The organism is Pedococcus sp. P2_A3 (assembly GCF_056405035.1).
The window spans coordinates 92,522-106,156 of the sequence record NZ_JBFUCW010000004.1 but is presented as its reverse complement, the minus strand read 5'-3'; the positions used below and the strand labels follow the sequence as shown (position 1 = coordinate 106,156).

General features: G+C 71.4%; 13 protein-coding genes. 8 read left to right on the top strand and 5 right to left on the bottom strand.

From position 1 onward, the window contains the following. Nucleotides 1-12: 12 nt before the first annotated feature. Both AC1DX8_RS04820 and AC1DX8_RS04815 read right to left on the bottom strand, forming a co-directional pair. Nucleotides 13-1,908: a Na+/H+ antiporter gene (locus tag AC1DX8_RS04820; protein WP_477628777.1), complete on the bottom strand. Its 1,896-nt coding sequence runs from the start codon at nucleotides 1,906-1,908 to the stop codon at nucleotides 13-15. A 62-nt stretch (nucleotides 1,909-1,970) separates the two neighbouring features. Beyond that, complete coding sequence (locus tag AC1DX8_RS04815) at nucleotides 1,971-3,680, bottom strand: DUF885 domain-containing protein (protein WP_477628776.1); 1,710 nt, start codon at nucleotides 3,678-3,680, stop codon at nucleotides 1,971-1,973. Between the two features lie 111 nt (nucleotides 3,681-3,791). On the opposite strand from AC1DX8_RS04815, the gene AC1DX8_RS04810 reads away from it, so the two are divergent. Next, entirely contained in the window at nucleotides 3,792-4,478 is a 687-nt protein-coding gene (locus AC1DX8_RS04810) for an MOSC domain-containing protein (protein WP_477628775.1), read from the top strand. A gap of 145 nt (nucleotides 4,479-4,623) precedes the next feature. After that, nucleotides 4,624-5,553 (top strand): DUF559 domain-containing protein, encoded by a 930-nt coding sequence (locus AC1DX8_RS04805; protein ID WP_477628774.1) that lies wholly within the window; start codon nucleotides 4,624-4,626, stop codon nucleotides 5,551-5,553. Between the two features lie 34 nt (nucleotides 5,554-5,587). Here AC1DX8_RS04805 and AC1DX8_RS04800 read toward each other — a convergent pair whose 3' ends face one another. Further along, a complete protein-coding gene (locus tag AC1DX8_RS04800; RefSeq protein WP_477628773.1) occupies nucleotides 5,588-5,722 on the bottom strand; it encodes an acyl-CoA carboxylase subunit epsilon in 135 nt (44 codons plus the stop codon). Between AC1DX8_RS04800 and AC1DX8_RS04795 the strand changes: the two genes are divergently transcribed. Then, nucleotides 5,675-5,800, top strand: coding sequence for a hypothetical protein (locus AC1DX8_RS04795; RefSeq protein WP_477628876.1), 126 nt, complete (start codon nucleotides 5,675-5,677; stop codon nucleotides 5,798-5,800). The two genes, AC1DX8_RS04800 and AC1DX8_RS04795, sit on opposite strands and share 48 nt — an antisense overlap. Before the next feature lie 158 nt (nucleotides 5,801-5,958). Here the strand turns inward: AC1DX8_RS04795 and AC1DX8_RS04790 are convergent, their stop codons facing one another. Beyond that, nucleotides 5,959-7,620: an acyl-CoA carboxylase subunit beta gene (locus AC1DX8_RS04790; RefSeq protein ID WP_477628772.1), complete on the bottom strand. Its 1,662-nt coding sequence runs from the start codon at nucleotides 7,618-7,620 to the stop codon at nucleotides 5,959-5,961. 24 nt (nucleotides 7,621-7,644) lie between these two features. On the opposite strand from AC1DX8_RS04790, the gene AC1DX8_RS04785 reads away from it, so the two are divergent. Genes AC1DX8_RS04785 through AC1DX8_RS04765 form a run of 5 tightly spaced genes read left to right on the top strand, consistent with a single transcriptional unit; the run spans nucleotide 7,645 to nucleotide 12,125 of the window. After that, complete coding sequence (locus AC1DX8_RS04785; protein ID WP_477628771.1) at nucleotides 7,645-8,436, top strand: biotin--[acetyl-CoA-carboxylase] ligase; 792 nt, start codon at nucleotides 7,645-7,647, stop codon at nucleotides 8,434-8,436. A 9-nt stretch (nucleotides 8,437-8,445) separates the two neighbouring features. Next, entirely contained in the window at nucleotides 8,446-9,594 is a 1,149-nt protein-coding gene (locus AC1DX8_RS04780) for an adenylate/guanylate cyclase domain-containing protein (RefSeq protein ID WP_477628770.1), read from the top strand. Next, complete coding sequence (locus AC1DX8_RS04775; protein ID WP_477628769.1) at nucleotides 9,591-10,382, top strand: enoyl-CoA hydratase/isomerase family protein; 792 nt, start codon at nucleotides 9,591-9,593, stop codon at nucleotides 10,380-10,382. The genes AC1DX8_RS04780 and AC1DX8_RS04775 overlap by 4 nt, the downstream gene beginning before the upstream one ends. 30 nt (nucleotides 10,383-10,412) lie before the next feature. Continuing rightward, nucleotides 10,413-11,090: a response regulator transcription factor gene (locus AC1DX8_RS04770; RefSeq protein ID WP_056922896.1), complete on the top strand. Its 678-nt coding sequence runs from the start codon at nucleotides 10,413-10,415 to the stop codon at nucleotides 11,088-11,090. A gap of 45 nt (nucleotides 11,091-11,135) precedes the next feature. Further along, entirely contained in the window at nucleotides 11,136-12,125 is a 990-nt protein-coding gene (locus AC1DX8_RS04765) for a sensor histidine kinase (protein WP_477628768.1), read from the top strand. A 55-nt stretch (nucleotides 12,126-12,180) separates the two neighbouring features. Here the strand turns inward: AC1DX8_RS04765 and AC1DX8_RS04760 are convergent, their stop codons facing one another. Beyond that, entirely contained in the window at nucleotides 12,181-13,572 is a 1,392-nt protein-coding gene (locus AC1DX8_RS04760) for a glycosyltransferase (RefSeq protein ID WP_477628767.1), read from the bottom strand. Between the last annotated feature and the right edge of the window lie 63 nt (nucleotides 13,573-13,635).

The window sequence follows — 13,635 nt, the reverse complement described above, 5'->3', positions numbered from 1 at the left end:
CCGAGCTGTTCGTCAGCCGAGCTGTTCGTCGACGAAGCACCAGCGCCAGGACTCCCCGGGCTCGAAGCTGCGCATGACCGGGTGCTCGGTCTCGCGGAAGTGGGCGGAGGCGTGCTTCTGCGGTGAGGAGTCGCAGCACCCCACGTGTCCGCAGTCGAGGCAGAGCCGCAGGTGCACCCAGCTCGTGCCGTCGCGCAGGCACTCCTCGCACCCGTGCGGGCTGGTGGGCGCCACGAAGCGGTCGTGGTGGGCGGCGAGGTGCTCACACTCGTCCTCGGCGCGTTCCGGCGGCAGCAGTGGCTCCTCCCGCAGCTCGTCCGTGCGTTGCTCGATCCGGTCGAGCATCGACTCCTCGATGTCGAGCTGGGCGAACACGTGGCCCAGCACCTCCTGGTCGACGGTGCCGGCGTCACGGATCCGCAGGAGCTCCGCGCGCTCGGCGTCGAGCATGATCATGCGGACCCTGCGGTAGGTCTCGCTCGGCGTCTCGACGGCATCGGCCCGGCCCTGGCCGAGCCGCTCCCAGACGATGTTGGTGCGGTTCTCGGCGCGCCGGCGCAGGGTCTCGATGACGTCGTCCTCGACGTCGTCGTGCTCCTCGAGCGCCTTGAGGCCGGCGGCGACCGACGACTGCAGGATGGTCGCCTCCTGGAGGGCGTCCTCGCGGGGGTCGGGGCCACGCACGCCGAGGGTCTTGGCCAGCCACGGGAGCGACAACCCCTGCAGGAGCAGGGTCGCGACGGTGACGCCCATCGCGGCCAGCACCAGGGTCGAGCGCTCGGGGGTCTTGGGCGGCAGGGCGAAGGCAGCGGCCAGCGTCACCACGCCACGCATGCCGGCCCAGGAGATCACGGCGGCAGCAGTCGGGTGGAACTTGCCTTCCCCCCGGGCGAACTTGGCCTGCAACCACTTGAACGGGAACACCCAGACCGGTCGCAGCACGATGACGGTCGCCAGCACGGCCAGACAGGTCCAGACGATGGTGCCCCAGCCCGGGCCGGTGTCGTTCGCGTCGGAGACCAGGCGGCGCATCTGCAGGCCCAGCATGAGGAAGACGACGTTCTCGAGGATGAACTGGATCGTCGACCAGTTGATCCGTTCGCTGACCCGCGACGACGCGTTCTGCACGATGGGCGACTTGTGTCCGAGGATGAGTCCCGCCACGACGACGGCGAGCACCCCTGACCCGTGCAGCCGCTCGGCCGGCAGGTAGGCCAGGTAGGGGACGATGAACGAGATCGAGGTGTCGATGGCCGACTCGGTGACCTTGCGTCGCACGTACGCGATCCCGACGCCGACCAGCACCCCGAAGCCCACGCCGAGCACGACGGCGCGGGTGAAGTCGAACGCCACCGACCCCATCGTGACCTCCGAGGCGCGGTGACCTGCGGCGGCGGCGGCCAGGGGGAACGCGGCGATGGCGGTGCGCAGCGACACCAGCGCCGTGGCGTCGTTCACCAGCGACTCACCCTCGAGGATCGTGACGATCCGCCGCGGCAGGCCGATCCGCCTGGCGACCGCGGTGGCCGCCACGGCGTCCGGTGGCGCGACGATCGCCCCCAGCGCGAACGCCACGGCGAACGGCACCCCCAGCAGCCAGTAGGTGACCAGCCCGACTCCCGCGGCCGTGAAGAGCACCAGCCCGACCGACAGGCCGAGGATCGGTGCCCAGTTCGCCCGGAAGTCCACGAGCGACGTGCGGATGGCCGCGGCATACAACAGGGGTGGCAGGAGGCCGACGAGCACGACCTCCGAGCTCAGCTCCGGCTCGGGGATGAACGGTACGTAGCTGACCGCCACCCCCACGACGAGCAGCACCAACGGTGCGGCCACGCGCAACCGCTGGGCGAAACCCGCGACGATGATGACGGTGGCGATGATGGCGACGATCGCGCCGGCTGTTCCCACGCGCCCATCCTTGCAGGCAGGTGCTCGCCCAGGTCAGGTCGGTCAGGCGTGCCCGGGCGAGGTCAGGTCAGCTCGCCCAGCACCGCCTCACGCAGGGTGTCGAGGCCGACGCCACCGAGGTCGAGGGCGCGACGGTGGAAGTCCTTGAGCGAGAAGGAGTCGCCCTCGCGCTCGGCGACCTGGTCGCGGAGCTGCATCCAGAGCCGCTCACCGATCTTGTAGGACGGCGCCTGCCCCGGCCAGCCGAGGTAGCGGTCGAGCTCGAACCGCAGCCACGCCTCGCCCTGGTTGGCGTGGTCGGTGAGGTACTTCCAGGCCTTGTCGTAGGTCCAGTCGCCGCCCCCGACCTCCTCCGGCGCCTCGAAGCCGCAGTGCACGCCGATGTCGATGACGACCCGGGCGGCGCGCAGCGACTGGCTGTCGAGCAGGCCCATCTTGGTGCCGGGGTCGTCCATGAACCCGAGCTCGTCCATGAGCCGCTCGGCATACAGGGCCCAGCCCTCACCGTGACCGGACGTCCAGGCGAACATGCGCCGCCACTTGTTGAGCCGTTCGGACCGGAAGACGGTCTGGGCCACCTGGAGGTGATGGCCGGGCACCCCCTCGTGGTAGACGGTGGTCAGCTCCTTCCAGGTGCCGAACTCGGTCACGCCCTTGGGCACCGACCACCACATCCGACCCGGGCGGGAGAAGTCCTCCGACGGGCCGGTGTAGTAGATGCCACCGGTCTGGGTCGGCGCGATGAGGCACTCGATGGTGCGTACCGGGTCGGGGATGTCGAAGTGCGTGCCGGCCAGCGCGGTGATGGCCTCGTCGGCGCGCTCCTGCATCCAGGCCTTGAGCGCGTCGGTGCCGTGCAGCTGGTATGCCGGGTCGTTGTCGAGGGCGTCGATGGCCTCCTTGACGGTGCTGCCGGGCTTGACCTGCTCGGCGACCTGCTCCATCTCGGCGGTGATCCGCGCGACCTCCTGCTGACCCCAGGCGTAGGTCTCGGCGAGGTCGACCGTCGCGCCGAGGAAGTAGCGGGACAGGAGGGCGTAGCGCTCCTCGCCGCAGGCGTCCTCGAGGGGCGCGTCGTCGAGGAGGTGGTCCTTGAGCCAGGTGCCCAGCTCGGCGTAGGCCGCGGCGGCGCCCTCGGCGGCGGTACGGAGCCTCTCCCGGGCGGAGTCGGCCAGCTCGCCGGGGCCGGATCCCTCGCTGAGCCGGGCGTCGGCGACCAACGTCGCGAAGTAGCCGTCGTCGGCCACCAGGTCGGCACACTGCTGGATGCACGCGTCGACCTGGCGGTGGGGGGAGATGTTGCCTTTCGCCGAGGCGCTGAGCAGGCTCACCTTCCACCCGGAGAGGGCCTCGGGCACGGCCTCGAGACGTCGGCTGATGACCCCCCAGTCCTCGTCGGTGGCCGTGGGCATCAAGTCGAAGCAGCCGCGGATCGACTGCAACGGTGAGGCGAGCACGTTGAGGGCCATCTCGTCGAGGCCCGCCCGGTGCGTCTCCTCGGCCAGCTCGAGGCGCTCGCGCAGGGCGGCGAGGGTGACGCGGTCGACGTCGTCGACGGGGGTGGACCGGTCGAGCCGCGCGAGGATCTCGGCCCGCAGCGCCGCGTGCGCCTCGTGGCCCGCCGGCGAGAAGTCGTCGAGCAACTCGTCGTGACCGGCGACGCCGAGGTAGGTGGCCGTGATGGGGCTGAGGGCCACGTACTGGGCGAGGTAGTCGTCGGCGATGCGGTCGATGTCGGTGGCGGGGCGCGCCCCGGAGGTCTCTGTGCTCACCCGAGGGAACGTACCCCAGCGCCCTGACCGCAGCACCGCAGTTGGCCCGTTCGACGCCCACTAGCGCTGCACGCGGGACGAACCCATTGCCGTCGTCCCTACGCTGGACCCATGGCTGCCCACCTGCTGTCCCTCAACATCGGCCACGCCGAGCCGAGCACCGCGAAGAACGTCGGCGTCACCGGCATCGCCAAGCGTCCCGTGGACTCGGCCGTGCTCCGCGCGCCGGGACCCAAGCACGGCGGCCTCGGCAGCGGCGTCGAGGGTGACTTCCTCGGCGACACCCGGCACCACGGTGGCGACTACCAGGCGGTCTACGCGTTCTCGCGCGAGGAGCTCGACTGGTGGTCCGACCAGCTCGGCCGCGAGCTGCCCGACGGCATGTTCGGCGAGAACCTCACGACGAGCGGGCTCGACGTCGACGGCGCCCTCGTGGGTGAGCGCTGGGCGGTCGGCGACGAGGTGGTCCTCGAGGTCTGCGGCCCACGCATCCCCTGCGCCACGTTCGCGGCGAGGATGGGGGAGCGGGCCTGGGTCAAGCGGTTCAGTGATGTCGGGCGCACGGGTGCCTACCTCTGCGTCGTGACCGGGGGCACCGTGCGGCGGGGTGATGCCATCGAGGTGGTCGACCAACCCGAGCACGACATCACCGTGCCCGAGACGTTCCGCGCGTTCATGGGTGACCTCGACGCCGCCGAGCGGGTGCTGGCCTCCGGCTGCCTGGTCGAGGTCGAGGAGGCCGAGCTGCGCGCGACGGTCGCCCGGCGACGAGGAGTGGGTGCCGAGTTCGACGCCTGACCCCGGCAGCTATCTCACGCAAAAGGCGAGTTAGCGCCGCACGTCCGGCAGCTATCTCATGCAAAAGGCGAGTTAGCGCCGCACGTCCCAGAATCCTGTGGACAAGGGGGCCGACAGCCCTCGGGCCAGGGGCACAGTGGCGAGAATGCACAGGTCCCTCGACACCACGCAGCCGTTCACCCATGCCGAAGCGCGCGCTGCCGGCATAACCGACCGAGCCCTCCGAGGACCGGCCTACCGGCGGCTATTTCCGAACGTGTACCTGGCCTCGGCGATCCCGGACACGCTCGTGGTCAGGTGCCGCGCGGCGCTGCGGATCCTGCCGTCGGATGCGGTGTTCAGCCACCAGACGGCCGCACGGCTGTGGGGTGGTGTGGTGCCCGATGACCCCAACCTGCACGTCGCGTTCACCCGTCCGGTCTCGTGTGCGCTGGCGGGCATCAAGGTGCATCGATTCATCCACGAGTTCGTCAGGGACGCGCGCCGACACGGTCTCCCCGTGACGACGCCCGAGCAGACCGTGATCCACCTGGCGCGACCGCTCGATCTCGTGGAGCTCACAGCGTGCGCAGACCAGATGGTGCGGCGGAAGGTGACGACACCACCGGACCTGGTGGCGGCCGCCAGTCGGTACCCCGGCCAAGGTCGCGACCTCGCCCGCCAGGCGGGACTGCTGTGCCGCGACCGAGTCGACTCGAGCCCGGAGACCCGCCTGCGGTTGCTCCTCGTCCTCGCGGGTATGCCCGAGCCGGTCGTCAACCACGCCGTGCTCCGACCGGATGGCACGGTGGAGTACCGGCTCGACCTCTCCTTTCCCGATCACCAGCTGGCCATCGAGTACGACGGGCGGTGGCATGACGACCCGGAACAGCAGATCCTCGACGAGGCGCGACGGGCAGACCTGATCCGTCGAGGCTGGACCGTCCTGGTCATCCGTGCCGGCGACCTCTTCGAGACGCCCGAGCGAACGCTGGCAACGATCCACGGGGTCCTGCTGGCACACGGCATACCAGCCCCTGCTGCCCCCGACGACACGTGGCGCCGGCACTTTCCCCAGCGCGGCCTCGTCGCCTGAGTCGGGTATGGCGCTAACTCGCCTTCTGCATGGGCTAGCGCCAGGCGGAGGCGCGCCAGGCGCCGTGGCCTGGGTGCAGTGGCCGGCGCACGGCCCGCTCCCGCGAGGCCCACTGCGAGGTATGCCGCGGGGCTGGCAGGCCCGCGCCGCTCGTCGCGGCGGAGAGCACCGCGAGCAGGGCGGCAACCTCCTCCGGGGTGGCGTCGCCCCGGAGGAGCTGGAGCGTTCGCCCGGCAAGCGGCGCTAACTCGCCTTTTGCATGAGGTGGCTCCGCGGAGGGCGCCGCTAACTCGCCTTTTGCATGAGGTGGCTCCGCGGGGGGTCCGGTGTCGGTCTGCTGGGCTGCCGTCACAGGGCTGGGTCCCCCCGAGCTCGCAGGCTGCCTCGAGCCGTTCTGTGGGGTGGTCACAGGGGGATGTTCCCGTGCTTCTTGGGGGGCAGGCTCTCGCGCTTGGTGCGCAGTGCCCGCAGGGCCTTGGTGACGTTCATCCGCGTGTTGGAGGGCGTGATGACGGTGTCGATGTAGCCGCGCTCGGCCGCGATGTAGGGGTTGGCGAGGGTGTCCTCGTACTCGGCGATGAACCGGGCGCGCGCCTCGTCGACGTTCTCCCCGGCCTCGGCGGCCGCGGCGAGCTGCTTGCGGTAGAGGATGTTGACCGCACCCTGCGCGCCCATCACGGCGATCTGCGCGGTCGGCCAGGCGAGGTTGATGTCGGCCCCGAGGTGCTTGGACCCCATCACGTCGTACGCGCCGCCGTACGCCTTGCGGGTGATGACGGTGACGAGCGGCACGGTTGCCTCGGCATACGCGTAGATGAGCTTGGCACCGCGGCGGATGATGCCGTCCCACTCCTGGTCGGTGCCGGGCAGGAAGCCGGGCACGTCGACGAAGGTGAGCACCGGGATGTTGAACGCGTCGCAGGTGCGCACGAACCGCGCGGCCTTCTCCGAGGCGTCGATGTCCAAGGTGCCGGCGAACTGCATCGGCTGGTTGGCCACGATGCCGACCGAGCGGCCCTCGACGCGGCCGTAGCCGACGAGGATGTTCGGGGCGAACAGCGGCTGCACCTCGAGGAACTCCCCGTCGTCGACGACGGCCCTGATCACCGTGTGCATGTCGTACGGCTGGTTGGCGCTGTCGGGGATGAGCGTGTCGAGCTCGCGGTCCTCGTCGGTGACCTCGAGCGCAGGCAGCTCGCCGTCGTCGGCGAAGCTCGGTGGCTCCTCGAGGTTGTTGGACGGCAGGAAGGACAGCAGCTCCTTGACGTACTCGATCGCGTCTTCCTCGTCGGAGCCCATGTAGTGCGCGACACCGGACTTGGTGTTGTGGGCGCGGGCACCGCCGAGGTCCTCGAACGACACGTCCTCGCCGGTCACGGTCTTGATCACCTCGGGTCCGGTGATGAACATGTGGGAGGTCTGGTCGACCATCACCGTGAAGTCGGTGACCGCGGGGGAGTAGACCGCCCCGCCGGCGCACGGCCCCATGATCAGCGAGATCTGCGGGATCACCCCCGAGGCGTGCACGTTGCGCCGGAAGATCTCGCCGTAGAGCCCGAGGGAGACCACGCCCTCCTGGATCCGCGCGCCACCCGAGTCGTTGAGCCCAACGACCGGGCAGCCGACCTTCATCGCGAAGTCCATGACCTTGCAGATCTTCTCGCCGAAGACCTCGCCCAGCGACCCACCGAACACGGTGAAGTCCTGCGCGAACACCGCCACCGTGCGACCGTCGACCGTGCCGTAGCCGGTGACGACGCCGTCGCCGTAGGGCCGGTTCTGCTCCTGGCCGAACGCGGTCGACCGGTGGCGCGCGTACTTGTCCATCTCGACGAACGACCCCTCGTCGAGCAGCAGCTCGAGCCGCTCGCGGGCGGTCTTCTTCCCGCGGGCGTGCTGCTTCTCCACGGCGCGCTCTGACCCGGCGTGGGCGACCTCGGCCACCCGACGCTTGAGGTCGGCCAGCTTGCCCGCGGTGGAGTGGATGTCGATGCCCGACTGGGCGTCGGGGACGTCGGTGCCTCCCACGGAGAGCGGATCAGCGACGGAATCGGTGGTCTGCGCCATGTCGGCGAGCCTAGCCTTGCCAGCATGCGCGAATCGCTCGACCGTGAGGCATTGCACGAGGCGTTGGTCACGCCGGGTCAACCGTGGACGGGAGTCGACGTCCACCCCGAGCTCGGCTCCACCAACCTCGAGGCCGCCCGCCTCGCCGAGCCGTGGCGGGTGGTCGTGACGGATCACCAGGTCGCCGGACGGGGCCGCCTCGGTCGGTCCTGGGACACGCCCGCCCGCACGTCCGTGACCCTCTCGGTGCTGGTGCCGGCACCCGACCAGGGCCGCGGATGGGTGCCGCTGGCGACGGGGCTCGCCGTCCGCGACGCCCTCGCCGAGGTGGCGGGACTCGAGGCCGGGCTCAAGTGGCCCAACGACGTGCTGCTGGCCGCCGACGCGGAGCGGAAGGTGTGCGGCATCCTGTGCGAGCTGCAGCCGGCCGGGATCGTGGTCGGGCTCGGCATCAACGTCGACCAGGAGCGGTCCGAGCTGCCGGTCGACACGGCCACGTCGCTGCGCCTCGCCGGCGCCCCCGACGTCAGCCGCGAGCGCCTCGTCGTCGCGGTCCTCACCCACCTCGCGCACTGGCACGGTGCCCTGAGCGGCGGCGCGCAGGACCGCATCGGCGTGTTCACGGCATACCGGAAGGCCTGTCTCACCATCGGTCGTGAGGTCGAGCTGCACGTCGCCGGCGGGGAGGTGCGCAGGGTGCGCGCCGTCGGTGTCGACGACGAGGGGCGGCTCGTGGTCACCAGCGCCGGCACGGAGTATGCCGTGGCAGCCGGTGACGTGGTCCACGTGCGTTCGGGCCCGGCAGGCACGCCCTAAGGTTGCAGCGTGAGCGAGGTTGGCCGGCACCGGGTGGTGCGCCCGGAGGACTTCGCTGCGCTGCGCCCTGACGACCTCGAGGCGAGGCTGCTCGGCAAGCCGGCCACGATGGCGCGGCGCGACGTCTCGCGGGGCGCCGAGGTCTCGCTGCTCTCGGCCCGCAAGTTCTGGCACGCGCTGGGCTTCCCGAACGTCGAGGACGACGACGCGATGTTCACCGAGGCCGACCAGATGGCCCTGATGGCCGTCGCCCGCCTGGTGCGTGAGCAGGAGCTCGACGAGACCACGGCACTGGCGATGACCCGGGCGTTCGCCCGCACCACCGACCGGTTGGCGGTCTGGCAGACCCAGCTGATGGCCGAGGCGCTGGCGGCACCCGGCCTCGAGGCCGCGCTGGACGAGGCGGACGCGAGGGCCGTGCCCGACCTCGCCGCGGCGGAGGCTGCCGCGCGCAAGCTCACCGACATGGCCGACGAGCTCGAGCCGCTGCTCATCTACGCGTGGCGTCGTCACCTCACCGCCGCGATCTCGCGCATGCTCGCCGACGCCGACCCCGAACAGTCCGACCAGGGGGTCCGGCGAGTCGTCGGGTTCGCCGACCTGGTCAACTTCACGTCCCTCGTGCGCCGGATGACCGAGCGACAGCTCGCCGTGATGGTGCAGCGGTTCGAGGCGCTCGCGACCGACATCGTCACGGCCCACGGCGGCCGGGTGATCAAGACCGTGGGCGACGAGATCCTCTTCGTCACCATCGGCGCCGCGCCCGCGGCTGCCGTGGCCCTCGACCTCGTGGAGACGATGGCCGAGGACGACCTGCTCCCCGACGTGCGGGTCGGGATGGCGGCCGGGCCGGTGCTCTCGCGCCTGGGTGACGTCTTCGGCACGACGGTCAACCGCGCCTCCCGGCTGACCAGCGTCGCCCCCGCGGGAGGGGTGCTCGTCGATGACGCGCTCGCGACCTCGCTGGCGGCGCTGTCGGGGTTCGAGACGACTGCCCTGCGGCGCCGCACCCTGCGTGGCATCGGCCAGGTCACCCCGAGCGAGCTGCGCCGCGCCGCCGGCGGTCGCAAGGCACCCGGCCCCGGGTCTTTGAGTGATCCGACGGGTCCTGGTGCGTCGGATCACTCAAAGACCGTCGATCGAAAGGTCCGCTCATGACCCCTGACCTCGTCCGCATCGAACGCCACGGGGAGGGCGGACACGTCGCCGAGCTGGTGCTCGACCGACCCGAGGCGATGAACGCCGTGTCCACCGCGATGGCCCGGGCCCTCGCCGCGGCCACCACCGAGCTGGCGCAGGACCCGGACGTGCGGGCCGTGGTCGTCTCGTCCAGCCACCCGAAGGCGTTCTGCGTCGGGGCCGACCTCAAGGAACGCAACTCCTTCACCGACGACGACCTGCGCGCCCAGCGGCCGGTCGCCCGGGCGGCATACCGCGGCGTCCTGGACCTGCCCGTGCCCGCCATCGCCGCCGTCGACGGGTTCGCGCTGGGAGGCGGCTTCGAGATCGCGCTGTCGTGCGACCTCGTCATCTGCGGCGAGGACGCCCAGGTCGGGCTCCCCGAGGTGAGCGTGGGCGTCATCCCCGGTGGCGGCGGCACCCAGCTGCTGACCCGCCGTGTGGGCTGGTCGCGCGCGGCGCAGATGATCTTCACCGCCCAGCGCTACCCCGCGGAGGCGGCCTGCCGGCTGGGTGCGGTCGACGAGGTGGTGCCGGCGGGGTCGGCGCGCGACCGGGCACTCGAGATCGCGACCACGATCGCCAGCCACTCCCCGGTCGGGATGCGCAACGCGAAGGCCGCGATGCGGCAGGGTTTCGACACCGACCTGGCCTCCGGACTGCGTATCGAGGACGAACGCTGGGCCGCCACCGCCTTCTCCGCCGACCGCGCCGAGGGGGTCGCCGCGTTCAACGAAAAGCGGCGTCCTGCGTGGCCCGGTCGCTAGCGGGGGTCCGTTTTACATACGATCAGGCCCATGACCCGTGTGCTCCTCGCTGAGGACGACCCTGCCATCTCCGAGCCGCTTGCCCGCGCACTGCGGCGTGAGGGGTATGACGTCGACGTCCGCGCCGACGGGCGGGCCGCCCTCGAGGCGTCCGCGGAGAACCCCGACCTGGTCGTCCTCGACCTCGGTCTGCCCTACGTCGACGGGCTCGAGGTGTGTCGTCGGATCCGTGCCGAAGGGCGCACCGTGCCCGTGCTGATCCTCACCGCTCGCGCCGACGAGGTGGACACCGTGGTGGGCCTCGACGCGGGGGCCGACGACTACGTCACCAAGCCGTTCCGGTTGGCCGAGCTGCTGGCTCGCGTGCGCGCCCTGCTGCGGCGCAACCCCACCGACGCCCCCTCCGCCCACGAGCTCGTGCGCATCGACCCCGAGGGCCGTCGTGCGTGGTTCAAGGAGGAGGAGCTCCAGCTCACCGCCAAGGAGTTCGACCTCCTGCGCGTGCTGGTGCGCGAGCAGGGGAAGGTCGTCTCGCGCGAGCAGCTGATGCGCGAGATCTGGGAGACCGCGTGGTTCGGGTCCACCAAGACCCTCGACATGCACATCTCCGTGCTGCGCCGGAAGCTCGGCGACGACGCCGCGCAGCCGCGCTACATCGCCACCGTCCGTGGGGTCGGGTTCCGGTTCGAGCGCGGCGACGAGATCTGACCGCTGACCATGCGGCAGCAGCTGATTCGTTCCACCGTGCTCGCGGTGGGTCTGGCCATCCTGATCACCATGGCCCCGGTGGTCATCGCCATCTGGAACTCGAGCGTCAACGGCCGGGGGATCGTGGCCCGGTGGCTCGACGCGGGCACGCCGACCTCCACCTCGCTCCGGTTGGTCCTCATCGTCGTCGGGCTGGCCGTGCTGGCGCTCGCCGCGGGGGTCTTCGTGGCGACCCAGCAGGCGCGACGGCTGGCGCTCCCCATGACCCTGCTCGCCGACCGGGCCGAGCGCCTGGGCGCGGGTGAGTCGCGGATCCAGCCGCTGCACTCCGGCATCGCCGAGCTCGACCAGGTGTCCGAGGTGCTGTCCCGCAGCGCCCAGCGGCTGACGAAGTCGCTCGCCTCCGAACGCGACTTCGCCGCCGACGCCTCCCACCAGCTGCGCACCCCGCTGACGGCCCTGCTCATGCGGCTCGAGGAGATCGCCGCCACCGACGACCTCGAGGTCGCCCAGGAGGAAGCCAGCATCGCGATGGACCAGGTCGAGCGGCTGACCAAGGTCGTCGACGACCTGATGTCGCGCACCCGCCGCGGCGGCGACGAGTCGAAGGCAACGGTTTCGCTCGACTCGGTCATCGCCGCCCTCCAACGCGAGTGGCAGCCCGCCTTCGAGCAGGCCCGGCGCAGCGTTCGGGTCCACGGCGAGCGGGGCCTCGTGGTCCAGGCCAAGCCGGTCGACCTGTCGCAGGTGCTCTCGACGCTGCTCGAGAACGCCCTCGCCCACGGCCGGGGCACCGTCGACGTCCACGCGCGTCGCAGCGGTCCGTCCGTCGTGGTGGAGGTCAGCGACCAGGGTGAGGGGGTGCCCGCCACCATCGCCCCCCACATCTTCGAGCGGTCGGTGACCACGACCGGCACCGGGCTCGGGCTGGCCCTGGCGCGCGACCTCGCCGAGTCCAACGGTGGGCGGCTCGAGCTGATCCAGGCCCAGCCGGCCATCTTCGCGCTGTTCCTCAGCGAGTCCGACGGCGTCTGACGCGCTCGGACCGACCGCGCAGCTGCTTCTCCGGGCTGGCGCTGCGCCCCGGGACTCAGGCCTCGAGCCACTCCCCGAGGACGCGCGCCGAGTACGTGCCGTCGTGCATGGACCGCACGTATGCCGGGCCCTGGGCTGCCGTCGCCAGCGCGGCTTCGCGGTCGGCGAGGATGCGCCGCACGACGTCCTCGACGTCGTCGAGGGTCGCCTCGATGATCGGCACGTCCTCACCGTGGGCGGCCCTGACCCGTTCGCGGTTGCGCTCGGCCACGTGGCTGACGACCACGCGGCCGGCAGCCATGCCCTCGCAGGCGGTGACGCCGTAGGAGCCGAGGCGGAACTGCTCGAGCAGGATGTCGGCTGACTGGATGATGGCGCGCATCTCGGCGGCGGGTACGCCCTCGATCCGGCGGTACTCGATCAGTCCCTCCTCGTCCATGGCCTTCATCAGGGGGTCGAGGTGGGCCGAGCCCTTGAAGTTCGAGCTGGTGGGCGCGTGCACGACGACCGGCCGCTCACGCTGCAGCGGCGTCGTGTCGGTGGCCCACGAGGCCGCGTCGACGACCACCGGGCACCAGGTGGCCGTGGGCAGGTCGTCGAGGAGGTCGGGTGTCGAGACGAACGTCGGGATGTCGAGGTCGGCGATGGTCGCCAGGCCCGCGAAGTTGCGGTTGACCTGGTTCTCCAGCACCGGCACCGCCGACCACTCGTCCTCGTCGTAGGGCGACCACGCGTAGTTCTCGCGGTGGCGGCTCGGGAGCCGGACGTCTCGACCGTGGGCGATGGTCGCCACCCGCAGCCCGTGACCGGTGAGCACCCTGGCCTCGACGAAGGCGCTGCTGGCGAAGAGCGACCCGAACAGCGGCCGGTGGGCCTCGATGAGGACGTGGGTGAAGTTCTCCCGCACGTAGCTGTGCTGCTCCTGCTGCCAGTCCCACGACCGCAGGTAGAGGTCCTGGGGCACGGCCTGGTCGACCGGGTAGCCGAAACCGCTGTCGGTCACGTAGGCCATGCTGACGGCGCCGACTCCCGGGACGTGGCGCTCCACGGCCTTGGCCCACTGGTGACCCTGCCCCGCGAAGTTCGCCGGCCCGACATACAAGCGGGAGGGCGTCTGGGGGACGGGCGGGTGGGGCGGCCACTCCTCGCGCGGCGGGAGGGGCGCGGCCGCCTTGCGGCTGGTGCGCTGCGGGGGGATGCCCATGGCCCTGGAGAGGGCGCGGTCGACGCCCGCCGGGAGCCGGCGACGGACGCGCTTGAGGGGGGTGCTGGCGGGGCGCAGCACCGTCTTCGCGGAGGTGCGCACCAGCTTGACGCTGCTGCGACCGGTGCGGCGGACGGTCCTGCGCGCCTGCTTGATCCGCGCCGACCCTCCCGTCCTCCGACGTTCCGGACCGGGCACGAGGGTGGCCTCCTGGTGCGGGGCCGAAGCGGGTTCCACGGGCATTGGCCCTACACTACTGGGGCCGCCGGGCATTGTCAGACCGCGGTTCACGACGCCAATCCAAGG